At 40.8% G+C, this 20,526-nt stretch carries 12 protein-coding genes; 8 read left to right on the forward strand and 4 right to left on the reverse strand.

Annotation, left to right across the window (positions count from 1 at the left end; genetic code table 11):
• The first annotated feature begins 75 nt into the window (after nt 1–75).
• From ppk1 to ACUR5C_RS00870, 3 genes are all read left to right on the forward strand, one after another.
• Nucleotides 76–2,181, forward strand: a complete 2,106-nt coding sequence (ppk1, locus tag ACUR5C_RS00860; RefSeq protein WP_454466422.1) for a polyphosphate kinase 1 — start codon at nt 76–78, stop codon at nt 2,179–2,181.
• An 85-nt stretch (nt 2,182–2,266) separates the two neighbouring features.
• A complete protein-coding gene (locus ACUR5C_RS00865; protein ID WP_454466423.1) occupies nt 2,267–3,484 on the forward strand; it encodes a pyridoxal phosphate-dependent aminotransferase in 1,218 nt (405 codons plus the stop codon).
• An 80-nt stretch (nt 3,485–3,564) separates the two neighbouring features.
• Entirely contained in the window at nt 3,565–3,972 is a 408-nt protein-coding gene (locus ACUR5C_RS00870) for an ACT domain-containing protein (protein ID WP_454466424.1), read from the forward strand.
• A 3-nt stretch (nt 3,973–3,975) separates the two neighbouring features.
• On the opposite strand, the gene ACUR5C_RS00875 is transcribed toward ACUR5C_RS00870, so the two are convergent.
• A complete protein-coding gene (locus ACUR5C_RS00875) occupies nt 3,976–6,408 on the reverse strand; it encodes an ATP-binding protein (protein WP_454466425.1) in 2,433 nt (810 codons plus the stop codon).
• Between the two features lie 602 nt (nt 6,409–7,010).
• Here ACUR5C_RS00875 and ACUR5C_RS00880 point away from each other — a divergent pair.
• From ACUR5C_RS00880 to ACUR5C_RS00890, 3 genes are all read left to right on the forward strand, one after another.
• Nucleotides 7,011–9,194, forward strand: coding sequence for a pre-peptidase C-terminal domain-containing protein (locus tag ACUR5C_RS00880; protein ID WP_454466426.1), 2,184 nt, complete (start codon nt 7,011–7,013; stop codon nt 9,192–9,194).
• A gap of 230 nt (nt 9,195–9,424) precedes the next feature.
• A complete protein-coding gene (locus ACUR5C_RS00885; RefSeq protein WP_454466427.1) occupies nt 9,425–10,510 on the forward strand; it encodes an efflux RND transporter periplasmic adaptor subunit in 1,086 nt (361 codons plus the stop codon).
• A 16-nt stretch (nt 10,511–10,526) separates the two neighbouring features.
• Entirely contained in the window at nt 10,527–13,583 is a 3,057-nt protein-coding gene (locus tag ACUR5C_RS00890) for an efflux RND transporter permease subunit (RefSeq protein ID WP_454466428.1), read from the forward strand.
• Nucleotides 13,584–13,645: 62 nt separating this feature from the next.
• On the opposite strand, the gene can is transcribed toward ACUR5C_RS00890, so the two are convergent.
• Nucleotides 13,646–14,269 carry a carbonate dehydratase gene (gene can / locus ACUR5C_RS00895; RefSeq protein ID WP_454466429.1) on the reverse strand — a complete coding sequence of 208 codons (624 nt, stop codon included), beginning with the start codon at nt 14,267–14,269 and terminating at the stop codon, nt 13,646–13,648.
• Nucleotides 14,270–14,503: 234 nt separating this feature from the next.
• Here can and ACUR5C_RS00900 point away from each other — a divergent pair, with 234 nt between their 5' ends.
• Nucleotides 14,504–16,798 carry a di-heme-cytochrome C peroxidase gene (locus ACUR5C_RS00900; RefSeq protein ID WP_454466430.1) on the forward strand — a complete coding sequence of 765 codons (2,295 nt, stop codon included), beginning with the start codon at nt 14,504–14,506 and terminating at the stop codon, nt 16,796–16,798.
• A 213-nt stretch (nt 16,799–17,011) separates the two neighbouring features.
• Entirely contained in the window at nt 17,012–17,275 is a 264-nt protein-coding gene (locus tag ACUR5C_RS00905; RefSeq protein WP_454466431.1) for a hypothetical protein, read from the forward strand.
• 122 nt (nt 17,276–17,397) lie between these two features.
• Here ACUR5C_RS00905 and ACUR5C_RS00910 read toward each other — a convergent pair whose 3' ends face one another.
• Both ACUR5C_RS00910 and rep read right to left on the reverse strand, forming a co-directional pair.
• Nucleotides 17,398–18,375: an SRPBCC family protein gene (locus ACUR5C_RS00910; protein ID WP_454466432.1), complete on the reverse strand. Its 978-nt coding sequence runs from the start codon at nt 18,373–18,375 to the stop codon at nt 17,398–17,400.
• Nucleotides 18,376–18,407: 32 nt separating this feature from the next.
• Nucleotides 18,408–20,429 (reverse strand): DNA helicase Rep, encoded by a 2,022-nt coding sequence (gene rep / locus ACUR5C_RS00915; RefSeq protein WP_454466433.1) that lies wholly within the window; start codon nt 20,427–20,429, stop codon nt 18,408–18,410.
• Between the last annotated feature and the right edge of the window lie 97 nt (nt 20,430–20,526).

Raw genomic sequence — 20,526 nt, forward strand, 5'->3', positions numbered from 1 at the left:
TTGAAAGTCTCTAATACACTATTTCTATTGAGGCTTAGGTAAGTCTCTACTACTTATATGAGCGCGTATCTTTCAATGCCAAAAAAGCAAAAACTTGAATATGACAACCACTGTTTTATTAATCAAGAAATAAGCCAGCTATTATTTAATGCGCGCGTTTTAGAGCAATCTATAGACAAACGTCATCCTCTGCTGGAACGATTAAAATTTTTACTAATATTTAGTCGCAATTTAGACGAGTTCTTTGAAGTTCGTGTCGCTAAACTTAAGCTACAAATTATGCTTGGGCTAGAGTTTTATGGACCAGACGGCCTTTCTTCAAAAAACATTATTAAAAGGCTCAGTGAGCTTTGTCATCTTTATGTTGAAAAGCAATATCAGATTTTAAATAATCAGCTGTTACCCGAACTTGAGCAACATCAGATATACTTTTTAAAGCGAGAAAGCTGGAGTCAATCTCAGCGAGATTGGATTAAAACCTATTTTGAAACTGAAGTTGCGCCAGTAGTTAGCCCAATTGCACTGGATCCTGCTCATCCATTTCCTAAGTTAGTTAACAAAAGCTTAAATTTTATTGTTACGCTTAATGGCAAAGATGCATTTGGACGTGAAAGTCGCTTAGCAATCGTACCCGCACCACGCTCACTTCCAAGAATTATAAAGCTGCCTAAAACACAAGATAGTACAACTGAAGAGTTTGTGTTTTTATCGGCGATTATTCATGACAACATTGATTCACTTTTTCATGGTATGCACGCTACTGGCTGCTATCAGTTTAGGGTGACACGTAACTCCGATTTAAACGTTAACGAAGAAGAAGTTGAAGACATTGCTGCAGAAGTACAAGGTAAGCTTTTTAATCGCCGTTTTGGACATGCGGTGCGTTTAGAAGTCGTTGATAATTGCCCTAATGACATAATGCAATTTCTTATGAACGAGTTTGGACTAAGTGAGCAAGACTGTTATCAAATGAGTGGCCCAGTTAATCTGCAACGTTTGTTTTCGGTTTTTGAAATGATGGATAAGCCGCAACTCGCTTATCCAGAGTTTGCGCCCAATATCCCTAATGCTTTACATCACGACCGTAATTATTTTGAGTCAATTCGTAATAAGGACTATTTACTTTATCATCCCTATAGCTCTTTCAATCCCGTTTTAGAGTTGCTCCGGCAAGCCGCACTTGATCCTATGGTTATGTCAATTAAACAGACCCTTTACCGCGCTGGGCATAACTCGCAAATTGTTGATATCTTAGTAGAAGCCGCTCGCCGCGGCAAAGAAGTAACCGTTGTGGTTGAGTTAAAAGCTCGTTTTGATGAACAAGAAAACCTGGCGCTTGCGAGCCGATTGCAAGAAGCCGGTGCGGTTGTTTGTTATGGCGTTGTGGGCTATAAAACTCACGCTAAAATGATGCTTATTTTGCGTAAAGAGCAGGGCGGCTATCGGCGCTACGTCCATTTGGGTACGGGTAACTATCATGTCAAAAATGCCCGAATTTATACCGACTATAGTTTGTTTAGTTGTCACGATGAGTTAAGTGACGATATACATAAAATTTTTCAACAGCTTACTGGCATGGGGCAGACGCTACCAATGAAGCGAATTTTTAATGCGCCGTTTACATTGCATCAAAAACTTATCGAATTGATTGATGATGAAATTCATGCGGCGCAAAACGGTAAGCAAGCCAGAATTATTTTTAAAGTAAATGGTTTAAGTGAACGCCATGTTATTGCTCGCTTGTATGATGCTTCGCAAGCAGGAGTGCGCATTGATTTAATTGTCAGAGGGGTGTGTGCGTTACGTCCAGAGGTTGAAGGTTTGTCGGAAAATATTCAAGTGAAATCTGTGATTGGACGGTTTTTAGAGCACAGCCGAGTCTATTTCTTTCAAAACGCAGCGACTCAAGTGTATTGCTCAAGTGCTGATATTATGGAACGAAATTTATATAACCGTATAGAAGTTTGCTTTCCTATTCTGTCACCTAAAATAGCAACAAGAGTCATTAAAGATTTAGACTGGCTACTACAAGATGAAGGCCAGTCGTGGCGTTTAGATAGTCATGGTGATTATCATCTGATTAACCCACTAGCCGAAAATACATTAGTACAGCAAGCGTTGCTCGACGCGCATTGCGAAACTGCCGCCTTTGATTATTTTGGAACTGAAACTGGCGCTTAATTGGCTAACCAAACTCTAGGCTATTTGCTAATCAAACAACAAACCATGTAATCTTAGTTTAGGTTTACATTTTACTGAATTGACTATGCAAATTATTCAACGATCAAGCAAGTTAAATGGTGTTTGTTATGACATTAGAGGCCCTGTTCTAGAGGAAGCGAAAAGACTAGAAGAGGAAGGGTTGCAAGTTTTAAAGCTGAATATTGGCAATCCTGCGCCATTTGGCTTTGAAGCTCCAGAAGATATTTTAAAAGATGTTATTCATCATTTACCCGAAGCGCAAGGCTATGGCCCGTCGAATGGTATTTATTCCGCCAAGGTTGCGGTACACCAGTATTACCAAACTATGGGCTTATTAACGCCAAAAGTTGACGATATTTATATTGGTAATGGGGTTAGCGAACTCATTACAATGGCTATGCAAGCTTTACTTAATGATCAAGACGAAGTCTTAGTTCCCGCGCCTGACTACCCTTTATGGACCGCAGCGGTAAAGTTATCTGGTGGAAATCCACGTCACTATACTTGTGATGAAGCCCAAAATTGGTTCCCATGTATTACAGATATCAAGAAAAAAATTACTCGTAAAACTCGAGCGATCGTATTAATAAACCCTAATAACCCTACGGGGGCTGTTTATAGTAAAGCCATTCTAGAAGAAATTACTGCCCTTGCTAGAGAACATAATTTAATTATTTTTAGCGACGAAATTTACGACAAAATTTTGTACGACCAAGCTCAGCACATCCCCATAGCGACACTAAGTGATGATGTATTTTGCGTCACTTTAGGTGGGCTTTCAAAGAACTACCGCGTGGCTGGCTTTCGTGTTGGCTGGATGATTTTATCTGGACCTAAACGAATAGCAAAAGATTACATTGCTGGCCTCGATATGCTTTCCTCTATGCGGTTGTGCGCTAATGTGCCTATGCAGTTTGCATTGCAGACTGCGTTAGGTGGTTATCAAAGCATTCATGACTTAGTTAAACCAGGTGGGCGTTTATATCAACAAATGGATCTTAGCTATAAATTGATAAACCAAATTCCAGGACTCAGCTGCACCCGGCCACAAGGTGCAATGTACTTGTTTCCAAAAATCGATATAAAACGCTTTAATATTAAAGATGATGAACAGTTTGTACTTGATTTTCTGAGAGATAAACAAATTTTATTGGTGCACGGTAGAGCCTTTAATTTACCAACGGCGGATCACTTTAGACTAGTATACTTACCGCACATTGACACTTTAACTTCTGCATTAGAGTCATTAGCGAGTTTTCTCTGTGACTATAAGCAATGTTAGCGTTCACAATTAATTATTTGTAAGTTAATATAAGTTCAGCTTTTAGCTCGTTGTCTAACAAACTTATTGGAAGCTTTAGAATGAATGGTGAAACCGATCTAAAAAAGCTAATTGCCACAATGCAACCACAGCTGAGTGATAAAAGCTTTGTTTTTTGTTGTATTGATTTAGCACAGTGGGAAAAAGTTCTTTTGATAAAGCCGATTGGTTTTTTTCAAGAAGAAGATGGCTTTACGCTGATTGTTGAAAAGCAAATTGCTCAACAATATCAACTTGAATATTCGGGTGAATATAAGAAAATTACACTACAAGTTTATTCTAGTTTGCAAGCAGTAGGCTTAACTGCAGCAGTAGCAACTCAATTAGCTAAGTTTAATATAAGCGCTAATGTAGTTGCTGGCTATCATCACGATCATATTTTTGTCCCTTTAGGTACAGAGAACACCGCAATAGACTGTTTACAGCAGCTCTCTAAGAGCAAGCAGTAGCGCTTATTTATCTTCTAAGGTCAGCTCTCGTTTTGCGGTTAGCCAATGCTTTAAGCAACGCTCGAGTGCATCACCTTCTATCGGCTTGCTTAAATAATCATTCATACCTACTCGCAAGCATTTTTCTCTATCGTCTTCTAAGGCATTAGCCGTCATTGCAATGATAGGAATGTCTTTGTTATATAACCCAGCCTCTCCGGCACGTATTTTTCTAGTGGTTTCGTAGCCATCCATTTCTGGCATTTCACAGTCCATTAAAATTAAATCAAAAACTGTACCCTCGCTTAGAAGTTTAATGGCTTTTTCTCCATTGGCCGCAGCCTGAGATTTAATGCCTAATTCTGCTAATAAAAGCATGGCGACTTCTTGATTAAAAGGAATATCTTCTACTAACAAAACGGCCTTATCTTGCGACCAATCTAGTTTTTCACTTTTAGGTAAGTCAGCAAAACCCGGTAGTTCAGTAGCTTTGGATTTTTCTAAGTGAACATCAAAAGTAAATTGAGAGCCTTCACCTAAACGACTTTTTACCTGTAAATCACCTTGCATTAAGTTGCAAAGTTTTTTACAAATAGCTAAGCCTAGTCCTGAGCCACCGTGCTCTCGAGTTGAACTTGAGTCAACCTGACTAAAAGACTGAAAAAGCTTGGCTTGCTCTTGAGCTGCTATACCAACCCCTGTGTCCTTAATATTGACAATAAACTCTAAATGACTTTGTTGGTCGATTAAATCACAAGTAATTGTCACCGAGCCTTCTGCGGTAAACTTAATGGCATTAGAAATTAAATTGGTAAGAATTTGTCTAAGTCGATTGGGATCACCCTTTACAATCTGGTTTTCTAGTTCTGGCAAAGTTAAATTCAGTTCGATTGATTTATTTTCGGCTTCTACTTCAAAACTTCCTGCAATTGATTCTAATAGATCGAATAAATCAAAGTCGATAATCTCTAGCTCAAGTTTTCCAGAGTCAACCTTTGCAAAGTCGAGTATATCTTCAATTAGCTTTAAAAGTGCGCTTCCGCTTTCTTGCGCGACCGTTAGCTTGCGCTTTTGAGTTGGGTCTAACGGAGTTCGGGATAAAAGGTTTAACATACCTAAAACACCATTCATTGGCGTTCTTAGCTCGTGACTAATGGTGGCTAAAAACTCTGACTTAGCTTTTGCTGCGGCTTGCGCTTTATTTCTTTCTCTTATTAATTTCTTTTCATGTTTTTTATGAATAGATATATCTTCTACGATTGACCAAATAAATTTTCGGCCATTAGAGTCGGAAATTAATACGCCATTTAACAACACAGGGTAAGTAGAGCCATCTTTTCGGGTGTACTCTTTTTCGTAGGGGCCGTAACGCCCGGTTTTTTCTAAATATTCAAGTTGCAATGCTTCTTGCGACTCGTATTTTTTAGGGGTAATTTCCCAGTAGCTAAGGTTACGAAACTCTTCTTTAGTGTAACCGGTTGGTTTTACCATGGCGTTATTTAATTCAATAAATTGACCAGTTTTATAGTCGTTTAGTGCAATTCCTAACGGTGAAAGTTCAAATAATGCGCGCAAGCGCTTTTCTTGATCGCGTCTTTTGGTTTCAGCCATGCTAAATAGCACAACGGGAATGATAATAAGCAATGCAATAACGCCTAAGGCAACTCTTACCATCAAGCTGTTGGGTGCCGTTTTTTGCCAGCCGCCTTTGGGGATCGCATCAAGCTGCCACACTTTATTAGGTAAATTGACATAAGAAGTTATGGATTGCGCATTGTGAAGTGAGTGATCTCCATAAAAAGTTGTAAAGTCTTGGCTGCCTTCGCTAGCCCAACTGATTGCAACCTCAATTTTGCTGTCGGGATCGTTTAAACCGCTCGCCTGGTAGAATGACTTGATATCAATTACGGCAGAAATTAATCCCCAAAACACCTTTTCATCGGACACCGGCTGCTGCTTATATTTGTGATTAGCAAAAATGGGAATTCTACCGATAAAAGCTTCGCCGCCTTGCACCAGATTGACTGGGCCAGCTAGTACAATATCGCCCAAATCTCGGGCTTTTAGTGCGTCATCGCGTTGTGATTTAATTTTATTAAAGTCTAAACCTAATGCGCCGCGATTACCTTCTAGCGGATACATTAATGTCATGACTAAGTCTGGTGCTGCCCCAATATTTCGAATTTGATTTTTGCCTTGTAATAGCGGCTCAACGTACTGTGCAAACCTTTCTTGGGTTAAGTTTGGTTCATTCGAAATTAGCCCAACCAAGCCTCTAACCGTTTGAATATTATTAAATATATTACCTTCAAGCTTCGCTCTAACAATACTTAGTTCATTAGCAACATCTCGCTGTTGCTGAAAAAGGTAGTTTTGATTGTTGACGTGATCAACATAAATAGCTGAGGTCAATAACACGATAATAACAATAAAGGGGATAAACCAGTTTGACTGCATGAACAACATATTGAATTTTTTGTGATTGGTAATAAAAGTATAGAAGTTAAAAGCAAAAAAGGAGTAAAAATAGTTGAATTTGTTCTTTTTATTACGCTAATTAGGCTCGTTGGGGCTTTTTTCGGTTTTTTTAACCATTAATATTCCTTTTTCTATGATTATGAATGAGTTACTGGCCCTATAAGGTATTAGTCTCTAATAGCGGTTAGCTGTAGCCAAGTCTTATGGATTACCAGCCGCATTTTAGCCGTGACAAGGTTCATTTTGATCGTTTTGGGCGATTACGTGAGGCTCAAATCTACCGGCTTGGTTAACCTCGTTTAGACTAATTGCCATGATTTATTGATTAAAAAATTTTGTGTAGGTGTTATAAAATCTATTTTTTTAAAACTATCTCTCTGTATGATAAGTGGACTTCACCTAAGCATATTAAACTGTTTACACTATCACTTCTCACTAAAGCCTAAGATCTTCATTCGCGAAGCTTGTGGTGAACCTCTGTCGTATTCTTGCCGTTAAAAGAAATAGAAAAATCAAAGTGGGCAACTTGGCGGTTTCGATTACCGCAACTCAACTCCATAATAATTTACAAAGAGGACGATATGAATAAATTAAGCGTAAAAAGCTTTCTAATTCCCTTGTTGATGCTTTCTAGTAGTAGCTTATTAGCTAGCAACAGCGATGTCACCGAAAAGGTTTTGCAGTTAAAAGATGAATTAGAAATTCAAAAACATCCACAAATGCTAAAGCCACAAATGCTAAAGCCACAAATTGTAACTGTGGCCGATAAAGTTAATTTTCTAGGCGTTATTTCTAACCTTGCCAATCATGACAATGGACTGACTTCTGCTGACTCTTTCGATAATGAAATAATTGTTATTCAGCGACCTGAAGCGAGCTTTATTAAGATTCATTTTAGTGAGTTTCAAATTCCAGCCGGAAGTTACTTAGAAATTAGTAATAAAACCGGTACTCAAGTGCATCGTTACGGGGGCGAAAACGAGTCGCTAAAAACCACCTTGGCAGGAGATTATGGGGTCAATTCTTTTGCAGCGCTTTCTATCATTGGAGACACGGCATTAATCAAGTATGTCGCTGCTGATAACCAGCCATATAAAGTGGTGATTGATCACTTTATGCAAGGTTATTCGGAAGCCGTTATAGAGCAATTGATGCAGGCAGATGCGAATGACGGTGTAGGGCCGCTTTCAACTTGTGGTGTTAATGAGCGTCGCGATGTGGCGTGTTGGGCAGGCTCTCACCCTACTGAGTATGAACGCACCCGTCCGGTGGCTCGTTTATTAATGAATGGTTCGGGTTTATGTACTGGCTGGCGTGTTGGTGATGGTAATCATATGTTTACCAATAACCACTGTGTTGATACGCAATCGGGTTTAAACAATACGGAAGTTTGGTTTAACTATCAGCGAAGTTCTTGTGGTGGTTCGAGTAATGCACCAACCACAATAGTCACAGGTAATTCATTGTTAAAAACAGACTATACCCTAGATTATACGCTGTTTACGGTAAATAACTTTAGTAGCGTCACTGGGTTTGGTCATTTTGGTTTAGACGTTCGCGAAGCGATTAGCCAAGAAGAAATTTATATTCCACAGCACGGTAGTGGTAATCCAAAAGAACTAGCGATTGAAAGTGATCAAAATACTGGAGGTGTTTGTCGAGTCGACTCTGTTTCTGCCAATGGTAGAGGCACCGCAACCGATATGGGATATATGTGTGACACCATTGGCGGAAGCTCTGGCTCACCGGTATTAGCTTCAAGTAGTAATAATGTGATTGCGTTGCACCACTTTGGTGGATGTGAAAATCAAGGCGTTAAAATTTCTCGAATTTGGCCTCAAGTTTCAAGTCATTTTGGTGGGGTTATTCCAGTAGGCGACAATCAAACGCCAAACGGCGATCCAATTGCTAGCTTTACTTATAGTGCGAATCAGCTAGCGGTAAGTTTTAATAATAACAGTAGCGATCCCGATGGCAATATTGTGAGTCAACTTTGGGACTTTGGTGATGGGAATAGTTCTACCCAAGCTAGTCCCAGCCATACCTATGCTGCCGCTGGCACCTATAGTGTTAGCTTAACGGTAACAGACAATGATGCTAATACGAATACGAAAACCCAATCGGTCACTGTGGCTTCGACGCAGCAAGGTGAATTAACTAAAGGTGTAGCAGTCACGGGAATTAATGGCAATCAAGGCAATGAAATAGGCTATTGGATCGATGTGCCTGCGAACTCAGCTAATCTGAGTTTTAATATTAGCGGTGGCAGTGGAGACGCTGATTTATATGTGCGCTTTGGTGCAGAGCCAACAACGAGCACTTATGATTGTCGACCTTACCGCAATGGTAACTCAGAAACCTGTAGTTTCAGCTCACCTCAAGTTGGACGCTATTACGTTATGATTCGAGCATATTCAACTTATTCTGGTTTGCAATTAGTTGCTGATTATCAAGATGCAACTGGAGGAGACTCTTTCGAGCATAACAACCTATCAGGTAATGCTGGTAGCTGGAAACACTATACGCTTCAAGTTACTGCTGGCGCGTCGCAATTAAAAGCGGTTCTAAGTGGTGGTAGTGGCGATGCGGACTTATATGTTCGCTTTGGTGCTCAGCCAACCACTAGCGCATACAATTGCCGACCTTACCGCAATGGTAATAGTGAGACCTGTACTATTAATAATCCGCAAGTAGGAACTTGGTATGTTAGTTTACGCGGCTATAGGTCTTACTCTGGTGCAACCCTTAAAGGTGATGTTTTATAAGCTTTAAGCTGTAGTTTGTGCTTTCTAAAGTGGCCGATTTATTCGGCCATTTTTTTTACATGGGTAGACAAATGAGTTAGCAATAATCTATTTGAAACAAATTGATGCATTTCTTTCACCTTGTGTAGTCGCTTTTATTAGCCATTTTCAGCTATTCTTACAACATGCCGGTTGCTTGAATATACAACCACTTCTTCATTTGCATTTTAATCAAAATATAAAGTCCTATTATGTTAGCTAAATTAAGCAAGTCTTCGTTTGTGTTCGCCTTATTTATTATCAGCAGCTACTCGACAGAGCTAAAAGCTCGCGGGTTTCCGGCACCTTCGGTCAATGTGGTTGAAGCACAAGAGCGTACTCTGTCTCCGGTGGCATGGGTTTCAGGTACGGTTGTGAGCCGTAATAACTCGCAAATAGCGGCTGATGTCTCAGGCCGAATAGTTAGCTTGGCTGAAATTGGTGCTCGAGTTAGTAAAGGCGACTTGCTCGCAAAAATAGATGACAGTACGCTTAAAATTCAGTTGATGGAAGATCAAGCTAATGTCGAGAACGCTCAATCGCGCTTGGCATTTTTGGAATCTGAAGTGAAACGTAAAACCAGCTTGGCTGAGCGAAACCTTTCTGCGAAAACCGACTTAGATCAAACGCTTTCACAACGCGATGTGGCCAAAGGCGATTTAGCCGCGGCAACAGCGAGACTCGCCAAAACAAAGCAACAGCTAACATTTACAGAGTTAAAAGCGCCTTTTGAAGGGTTGGTAACTCAACGTTTGCGTAGCCAAGGCGAATATGTGACCAGTGGTACCGCAATTATTCATTTAGTAGAAACGAAAAATTTAGAGGTGTCTCTTTATGCACCCATAACTGCTTATCGTTTCCTGTCGAGTGCAAGTGAATTAAGAGTGCAGTCGGCATTGGGAGAGGCGTCTGCTCCAATAAAATCGATTGTTCCGGTAGCCGAAGATCGTTCGCACTTAATGCAAGTTCGTTTAGATATGTCGGATATTGATTGGCCAGTGGGCTTAAGCATTAAAGCAGCAGTCGCTAGTGGTGAAAGTAAGCTAGTGCTCGCAGTACCCAGAGACGCTATTGTATTGCGCCGTGAAGGGATGAGCATCTTTAAAGTAAATGCTGAAAACCAAGCGCAGCAAGTACCCGTGGAGATTGGACTTGGAGTTGGAGAGTTTATTGAAATAAAAGGCAATGTAAATGCAGGCGATAAAGTGATAATTCGCGGCGCAGAGCGATTGCAGCCAGGTCAAACTGTTCAAATTAAAGAAAACAATAGCCAGTTGATTTCAGGCAACAAACAATAAGGTACAAGGCCAACCAATGACTCTAACTACTGCTTCACTGAAAAATCCAACGGCCGTCGTTGTTGCTATTTTACTTATTGCTCTGTTTGGCATAATTAGCTTATTCAAGCTGCCGGTTCAATTAACCCCTGATGTTAGCCAGCCTATGATAACGATTTCAACCAGTTGGGGCGGTTCTGCACCGGAAGAAATTGAAGCTGAAATAATTGAGCGCCAAGAAGATGTGCTCAAAGGCTTGCAAGGCCTTGAGTCGTTAGAATCTAGTTCTAATCAAGGGGGTGGCAATATCACCCTTCGCTATCGTACCGGAATTGATTTGGAGCGGGCTTTAATTGATGTAATGAATGCGTTAAACCAAGTCCCAAGCTATCCGCCAGATGCCACAGAACCGGTAATTTCAGTGGGTGGCAACAGCACTTTTAACGCCATCGCTTGGTTTGCATTAAAAACCAAAGATTCAAATCAGCGCGATATTGCAAGTTATCAAGATTTTGTAGAAGAAGTTATTCAGACCCGGTTAGAGCGAGTACAAGGGGTTTCTCAGTCGAATGCGTTTGGTGGTTTGCAAAGCGAGCTTCGGGTGACATTTGACCCTTATCAGGCAGCGGCTCTCGGCCTAAATATTCCTGCACTAGCTGCCAAGTTAAGCAGTAACAATGATGTTTCTGGCGGGTTTAACGAAGTTGGCCGACGAAAGTATACGCTAAGATATAGTGGAAAATATGGCATAGAGCAGCTACAAGAAATGGTCTTAGAGTGGCGCGATGGTAAGCCGGTATTATTAAGAGATGTAGCAAAAGTTGAGTTAAAGCTGCGTGATAGAACCGGCATATTAACGTTAGATGGCGAGCCCGCGATTGCGATGAATGCGCAGGCCGAGCAAGGGGTAAACGTCATTCAAGTTATGCAGGGTTTAAAACAAGCAATGCAAGAACTGAATGACGGACCGCTTGATCGTGCTGGGCTTAAAATGATTCAAATGTACGATGAAACTCGCTACATAGAACGCTCTATGGCGCTTGTGCAGAATAATCTTTTAATGGGGATAGCACTTGCTGTCGCGGTATTATGGTGGTTTTTGCGTAAATTTAGAGCCACATTAATTGTTGCTGTGGCGATTCCAATTTCCATTGTGGTGACATTAATTGTGATGTACGCAACGGGACGTACTTTAAATATTATCTCGATGGCAGGGCTGGCCTTTGCGGTGGGTATGGTGCTAGATGCGGCTATTGTTGTTCTTGAAAATATCGTTCGACTAAGAGAAAAAGGTGAGTCACCGCACGATGCCTCCTTTAAAGGTGCGACTCAAGTTTGGGGGGCGCTGCTTGCGTCAACCGCAACTACGGTGGCGATTTTTTTACCGATTGCTTTTTTAGAAGCGGTATCCGGCCAGCTTTTTGCTGATTTGGCCATAACAATAGCCGTAGCAATTATCGCTTCTTTGTTAATCGCCACGACGGTACTGCCAGCTGCTGCAAGAAAACTATTAACTGAAGTCAGCGAAAAAGATCCTCATGCTCACTGGTGGCGGGGCGCAACCAATAAAATAATGGCCATTACCAGTACCCCAACTAAACGTTATGCTTGGGTATTTGGATTAATGTTGGTGTCGGCTGTAGGTAGTTGGGCTATTTTCCCTAAAGTAGACTATTTACCTAAAGGCAACCAAAACTCATTTAGGGCGTTTATTTTGCCGCCGCCTGGGCTAAGTTACCCTGCTGCGCGTATTGAAATGAGTGATGAGATAAATCGACGTTTAATGCCTTATTTGAGTGGTGAAAAATCTCCTAAGATTGACCATACCTGGATGGGCTTTTTTGGTAACTTTGGCTTTATGGGCGGAAGGGCTGATAATGCTGATGACATCCAAGCGATAGTCCAGGTTGTAAATGGCGTATTACTTGCTGGCTTTCCAGACACTATGGCTTTCGCGAGCCAAGCACAGCTGTTTGAAAATTTAAGCGGAGGACGCCGAATTGATATTGATATTCAGGGCAACCAAGTAGACGAATTATTGCAAGCTGCGCGAGTTGGTTATGGCGTTGTTAGCCAAGCATTAGCGGGGGCGCAAATTCAACCAACCCCTGGGCTGACCTTAGCAGAGCCCGAGCTGCGCATGATACCAGACGAAAGGCGAGTTGCTGAGTCAGGCTGGACTCGTCAGCAGTTAGGTAGCTTATCACGGACCCTAGGAAATGGTTTGTACGTTGGTGATTATTTTAATGGTCAAAAGCGAGTCAATATATTTTTGCGTTCGACCGATTGGGACACCCCAGAAGAATTAAGTGCTATTCCATTTTATACTCCGCAAGCCGGTATTCAGCCGGTCGGAGAGTTGATGCGAATAGAGCGAACCGCAGGCCCCAGTTCTATTCGTCGAGTAGATAGAAAGCGGACCGTGACTTTGCAAGTAACGCCTCCAGATAATATGAGCTTAGAAGAAGCCATTCAGGTTATTAAAGCAAGTGCCGAACCGGCAATTCTCGCTGAGTTGGGCGAGTCAGGTAGCGTTAAGTACCGTGGTAGTGCTGAGGCTTTAACCGAAGCGCTTGCGAGTATGGGGCAAAGCTTTGTGTTGGCATTAGCCATACTCTATTTATTGATGTCAGCGTTATTTCGCTCGTTTAAAGATAGTTTGTTGGTGGTATTAACCATTCCCTTAGCTACCATTGGCGGTATTAGTTTGTTACAGGTGACTAACTTAGTCATCTTTCAGCCGCTCGATTTACTCACAATGATTGGATTTATTATCCTGTTAGGCTTAGTGGTTAATAATGCTATTTTACTTGTGTATCAAACACGCTTAGGCGAGGGCGAAGGTTTGTCTCGTCGTGACGCGGTTGAGCAAGCAGTCAGAGTTAGGTTGCGGCCGATATTAATGAGCACTTTAACTAGTATTTGCGGGATGTTGCCGCTATTAATTGTGCCAGGAGCAGGTGCTGAGTTATATCGAGGCATCGCAGCGGTAATTGTTGGTGGTATGACGGTAAGCACGCTGTTTACGCTTATATTTTTGCCCAGTCTGTTGCAAATGGGAAGTGCCAGTTTACAGTTAAAAAAAGCGCACTAATGATGAGCATGGTTTAAATCGAATGTTAGCAAGCTGCCGTGCTAACGGCAGCTTAAATTAAACTATTCTTCTAAGCTGGCCTGAAAACTTTCGTTGTTGGAAAAGGTAATTCCTAAGTCCTTAATTAAGCCATTTTTAATACTGTAAATCCAACCGTGAACTTGCAAGTCAGCACCTCTTTTCCAAGCACTTTGCACCACAGTACTAGAGCATACATTTTTCACTTGCTCTACTACATTGAGTTCGCATAGTCGGTTGACTTTGGCTTCGCCCGAGTATTGCTTTAGATCAGATGCATGAATTCTGGCGACGTCATCGATATGCTTTAACCAGTTGTCTATTAAGCCGTTGTCTTGGTTTTCTATTGACGCTTTAACACCGCCGCAGCCATAGTGACCAACCACGAGTATGTGTTTTACTTTAAGTACGTCGACGGCATATTGAATGACTGACAAGCAGTTTAAATCCGTGTGGACTACGACATTAGCAATATTGCGATGAACAAACACCTCGCCTGGTGGCAAGTCAATTATTTGGTTTGCTGCCACTCGGCTGTCTGAACAGCCAATCCATAAGTATTCTGGTGCTTGCTGTAGCGAAAGCTGCTCAAAAAATTCAGGTTGTTGCTCTTTTATGGCATTTGCCCAGGCAATATTTTTTTCAAAAAGATGATTTATATTACTCAAAATTGACTCGCCTATGGTTTTTGTTGGGTGAATTTAAAGTGCATATTTTAGCCGAAAATGACGCAAAAGGTTACCCTTAATTATTTGAGATATTTGATTGATTGCTTTTGTAAACCATTCTTCTTTAGTAACAGTTATGTTATTTTGAAGAATATGCCTACTAATTCGCTATTGATGCGTTTTACATTTAAGTTACAGCCTTACAATAACAACAATTGATACTAGGAGAGTCTAATGGCTGCGCTGCTTTCTCGAATTGCCAACACTAAGTTAGGTACACTGTTAAAATGGTTATTACGCTTGTTTATAATTTTAATCGTGTTGTTAACAATTGGCTTTGTATGGTTTGTGGTATGGCCAGTGACTGGATTACCAGAATTAGAAAAAGTCGATAAAGTTATTTATTTGCAACAAAACTGGGGTGAAGGACAAAATACACCTGAGCGACACACCTATTATTATACGGGGCAAGGCACATCGATTCCGCAAGGTGCGGTAGAAGGAGCTATTCGTTATCAATGGTTGGTGAATCTAAAGCTTCCTTTTAGCGATCAACGTTTTGCTTCGCCAGAAAATATGCGTCGCCACCGATTTATTGTCGATGCGGAGCCTTCTCCTCAAAACCCCGATCATTTACCAATTGGTTTTACTAAGTCATACAAAAAAGCGCTCGGCGAATATGTTGTCGATGTCAGTTGCGCTGCCTGCCACAATGGCGAAATTCACTATAAACAAGGCCAAGAAAACTACGCCATTCGTATTGACGGCGGCCAAGCCATGCATGCTTTTACCGACCTAAAGCGTGGCCAATTTGGCCCTAGTTTATTGGCATCGCTAATTTATACTTGGGCTAACCCATTTAAATTTGACGAGTTTGCAGAGAATGTTTTAGTTAATTACCCGTCAGGTAAAGATAAACTAAGTGATCAACTCTTTACTAGTATAAAAGCCATTATTGAAACCGGGCAGAATAATCCGTTGCGTCATCTTTATCCGGTTGAAGAAGGTTATGGACGAACCGATGCTCTAGGTCGAATTGGAAATACGGTTTTTGGCGATCACTTAAGTGAAGAAAACTATCAAGTTGCCGGCGCGCCGGTAAGCTACCCTTATTTATGGAATATTTGGAAGTTCGACTGGGTTCAATACAATGGTTCAGTCGCGCAACCATTAGCAAGGAACATAGGCGAAGCTTTAGGTGTTGGTGCAACTATTAAGTTAGTTAACGACCTTGGAGAACCCATTCCAGAAGCGCAGCGTTTCTCAAGCAGCGTTAATATTAAAAACTTAGTAACTATTGAAAGCACCTTACAAAAATTAACGCCGCCTCAGTGGCCTGCGCAACTTTTTGGGCAAGTTGATCAGGCCAAAGCCGCATTTGGCAAACAGTTATTTGAGCAACATTGCCAAGGCTGTCATGGCCCACACGTGGCAAGTGAAGCTGAAAAAAATGCCGGTGCACCTTTGAAACCAAGCGCTGCAATGCAGTGGAAAATTGAAGTAGTTCCTTTAGAAAAAATTGGCACTGACGGTGCCGCTGCTAATGGGTTTATGGATAGAAAATACAATTTAGAAAAAACCGGCTTAAAAGCAGAAGATATTCAACAAACCTTCGACCCGTTATTTGTACGTCAGCTTGCAAGAGAAGTTAAGAGTTTGTTGATAACGGTGATTAATGCACGTGAAGATAAGTCGCTTCCTGTCGGCCGTTTGCCTGATATTCTTGCGGCATACCCTAATCCTAATATAAGTGCCCAAGCAAGTTTGCCAATAGAAAGTTTTAATCAACTTAGTTTTGAGTTTGCGCATTTAAATATTAGTTTAGATGCTAAATTTAACTTAACGAACAAGCCAATTAACGATTGGCAGTGCGAGTTAAACTGTTTAACTCAGCTATTATTATGGGAGTTGAAGTTTGGCGATCTCGCTAATAAGAAATTAGTCAGGTCTTGGGACGTTAAAGCACTCACCGAAGGAGAAGGGCTTAATTTAGTAGGCTTACTAATTAAAGAGCGTTTTTATAAAGAGCAGCAATTAACTTACCAACAACAGCAATGCATTGAAGGTTTCGCTACTTTAGACTTACCGCAACAAGTTAGAGGTTATAAACCTCGGCCGTTAGAAGGAGTTTGGGCAACGCCGCCATTTTTGCACAATGGTTCTGTGCCTAATATTTATGAAATGTTATTGCCTGCAGCTCAAAGAACTCAGTCGTTTTATGTTGGTCTGCGCCAATATGATCCTATCAAATTAGGTTATAACATTGACCTTGCCAACTTTTCTGGTGAGAAAGGATTTTTATTAGATACCACCCAGCAAGGCAACCGCAATATTGGGCATGAGTTTTCGGCAAGCCAACAAGCGTGGGAAAAATACTTGGCTAACCCCGAAAAAAATAAGCTTAAAGCGGGCGTTATTGGCCCAGAACTCACTGAAAAACAACGCTTTGCATTAATTGAGTACTTAAAAATTCATCAAGACTTACCCAAAACGCCAGCCGGTTTTGAACCTGAAGACTGCGCTTTATAGTGAACATAAATATAAGCTAACTGCAGAGTGTTAGTCATTTTGACTAACGCTAAGCAGCTTAGCTGACAGCCGACGCCACAAATTGGTTTAAGCGACTAAACTAAATTAGCTGGAGTTGCTAACTATATGATAAATAAAGGAGTAAAAGTTGGTTTGATTATTGCTAAAGCTTTATTGGTCGACATTTAAATAGAAGGGAAATTTATCGTGGAAATGAATTTATGGTTATTTTTAAGTCTCGCTGTGGGGTTTTCAGCGGTGTCATCAATTATTATTGCTATTTTTGCTCACAAAAAGAGCATAAAAGAGTTAGAGGTTGAAGCATTAAAAGTTGAAAGGGCGAATTTAGATGAAATGGTAGAAAAAGCCGTTAAAAAGCATCTTGGTGATCAGTTGAGCAGAATCGAAGTTTTAGAAGCGATAGTCACTGATAAAAAGTACGAACTCAATGAAAAGATTGCCCGCTTAAAATCTTAGCTGTTTAGCCATTTAGCTGGAAAATTCAACTAGTACACGGAGTAGGCCATGACTATAAAAAAATGAGCAAGGCTGCCGCAAAATATTTATATGCTCACCAAGCGGATTAAAATATGTTGTGCTTAAGTTGAGTGCTTAACTTTTTTCTCAGTACGATTTTTTATTAATCCGAGAACGGAAGTATGAAAATCATCGAGTACAAAGTTTGCCCAAAGTGAACCATACCAATTCACTTTTGATGTCATGCGATACTTAGTTGATAATGTTAGTAAGGTTTTGCCGCCGATTGTATCTAGCCGATAAAACCCACTTATAACATCAAAATACTGATCGCCAATGACAATATGCGTGTCTAAAGCGGCTATCTTCATGGATTCTTGCTCAACAATAACTTTATAAGCCAGTCGCTTATGATTAATTATGTCGGTAATCTTTTCTTGAAACCTAACGCCTTTTTCCCATTGAAGTTGCCTTATTCCGCCGATTTTCATCACTGGTGTTGATGCGGAGATTGGTTTTGGGATCCCAATAAAATGTGACAAATTCCAACTTAGCTCTTCCGCTTTAATATTCTCAATGTTTGGAATGCTATCCCAAACCGCTTCTACTGGAGCGTTAATTTCAATTGTGTTGCTGACTGAGTGGAAAATTTCTGGAGATTGAATCGGCATTTCAATGGGAGAAACGAGTAAAGGCAATATTGCAACACAGGACACCATTCCAAGGTTGGTTTTGTCACAAAAGTTGCGCCTAACATAGCCGCCAATCACTCCACCTAATGAAGCAAGCGGTAGATACAAAGGAAGCAGCATAATAATACATATAATCGTTTCCCAAGCGAGTAAGATTGAAATAATTGACCAGCCAACCGCTGGAAGCCAAGGTTGAAAAAGTTGAAAGTTTTTATTGGTAGCTTGTTGTTGAGTGGCAAAGAAAATGGTAATAACTCCAACCGATACTGGAGATATAACGAGCATTGCAATGGAAACAAATTCTAAAAATTCAACAGAGTAATTATCGCCTATTGAAAATAGATAACCGCAAACAATTGCGTAAACTGTACCCCAAATAAAGCCAGCTAAACTTCCACGATATTTCAAAATCATTTGTCCTTAAATACGAAATTAAAAAACTAATTAGAGAGCATTTTTCGAAGGTTGTCTAAGCTTGACTTACCTTTTGCACGTTTTTCATCGTCGGAAATATTTAACCTATCTTCTTCCCAGTCGAGATCATCTTGTGGCATTTCTTCTAAAAATCGGCTTGGAACAGAGTTGATCATTTCACCATATTTTTGGCGTTGCTTAGCTACTAATATTGATAAGGTTTCTTTTGCTCGGGTCACACCCACATAAGCGAGTCGTCTTTCTTCTTCTATATTGCCTTCTTCGATGCTTGACTTGTGAGGAAGGAATTCTTCTTCCATTCCAAGTAAGTAAACGTGAGGGAACTCTAAACCTTTTGAAGCATGCAGCGTCATGAGTTGTACTTCATTATGTTCTTCGTCTTCTTCGCTATTACGGTCAAGCATTTCTCGCAAGCAAATTTTGTTTACGGTGGTAGCAAAAGGATCATCAGCTGTCGTGTTATCTTCAATACCTTTTTCAATCCAGCTTAACAATTCTGTGACGTTGCTCCAACGAAACTCTGCCATTTTGGGCGAGCTAGAAGTTTCAAATAAGTAACCATGGTAGCCAATATAAGCCATAAGCTCATTTAAAACGCGCATTGTGTCACCGCGTTTAAGATTATCGCTGGCTCGTACTATGATTTCGCCAAACTTTTTTACCGCGCGCAAGCCTTTTCCAGTTAAGTGCTCCTCTAAGCCTAATTCAAATATTGCCGCAAACATGCCAATATGGCGCTTATTTGCATAATTGCCTAATTTTTCCAGCGTCGTGGCGCCAATTTCTCTGCGTGGCACATTCGCGATTCGGATAAAGGCATTATCGTCGTCTGGATTAATTAAAAGCTTTAAATAGGCCAGCACATCTTTAATTTCTGCGCGAGCAAAAAAAGAGGTGTTTCCACTGACTTTGTAGGGAACTTGTTTATTAACTAACGCGCGCTCAACCAGTCGAGATTGATGGTTGCCACGATATAAAATAGCGAAGTCTTTGAACTTTAGCCCTTGTCTAATTTTACGCGCGAGAATTTCGCTGACTACGCGTTCGGCTTCATGATTGTCTTCTTTCACTGAGAGTATGCGGATTGGCTCGCCGTACTCTTTGTCTGACCAAAGGCTTTTGTCAAAAAGATGCGGATTATTAGCAATTAAAACGTTAGCCGCTTTTAGTATTCGGCCGCAAGAGCGATAGTTTTGTTCTAATTTAACGACTTTTAAATTGGGAAAATCTGTTTTAAGTAGCTCTAGATTTTTCGGTTGCGCACCGCGCCACGAATAGATTGATTGATCATCATCACCCACCACAGTGAAGTTACCATGTTTACCAGTAATCAGTTTTACCAGCTCATATTGGCTAGTATTAGTATCTTGATACTCATCGACAAGTAAATAACGAATTTTGTTGTTCCAGCGAGTCCTAACGTCTTCGTTGTGTTTTAGTAACATAGTAGGGACTAAAATCAGGTCATCAAAGTCGACTGCATTATAGGCTTTTAAACTACGTGCATATGCTTCATATAATTTAGCCGCCAATAACTCATCTTGATCTTTTGCTGTTGCAATAGCTTGCGGCGGCAAGGTAAGGTCATTTTTCCAGCTAGATATGCGAGTTAAGAATCCTTGTAGCTCGCTTTTGTCCGCATCGACGTCTTTTTTACACAGTTCACGCATTAAAGCTAAAGCGTCTTGATCGTCAAAAATAGTAAAGTTTTGACGGATCCCCAAAACCTTATATTCTTTGCGAATAATATTAAGGCCTAAATTATGAAAAGTAGAAACTGTCAGGCCTTTAGCTGACCGGTCGCCCAATAGTTTGGTCACTCGGGCTTTCATTTCTTTGGAAGCTTTGTTGGTAAAAGTTACTGCAGCTATTTGGTGCGCTTGATAGCCACAGTTGGCAATTAAGTGAACAACTTTTTGGGTGATCACTGCCGTCTTGCCGCTGCCTGCACCAGCGAGCACCAGTAATGGCGAAGAAACTTGTTTAACCGCGAGGTCTTGCTGTTGATTTAAACGGACGACTGCCAATGTTTTTATACTTTAATTTAATAGCTAACTACAGGCAGGTATTTTAGGTGATAAGGCCAAGATAACCAAATGAAAACTCAGCGTATTACCGGCAGGC

This window comes from Aliikangiella aequoris (genome assembly GCF_053709105.1).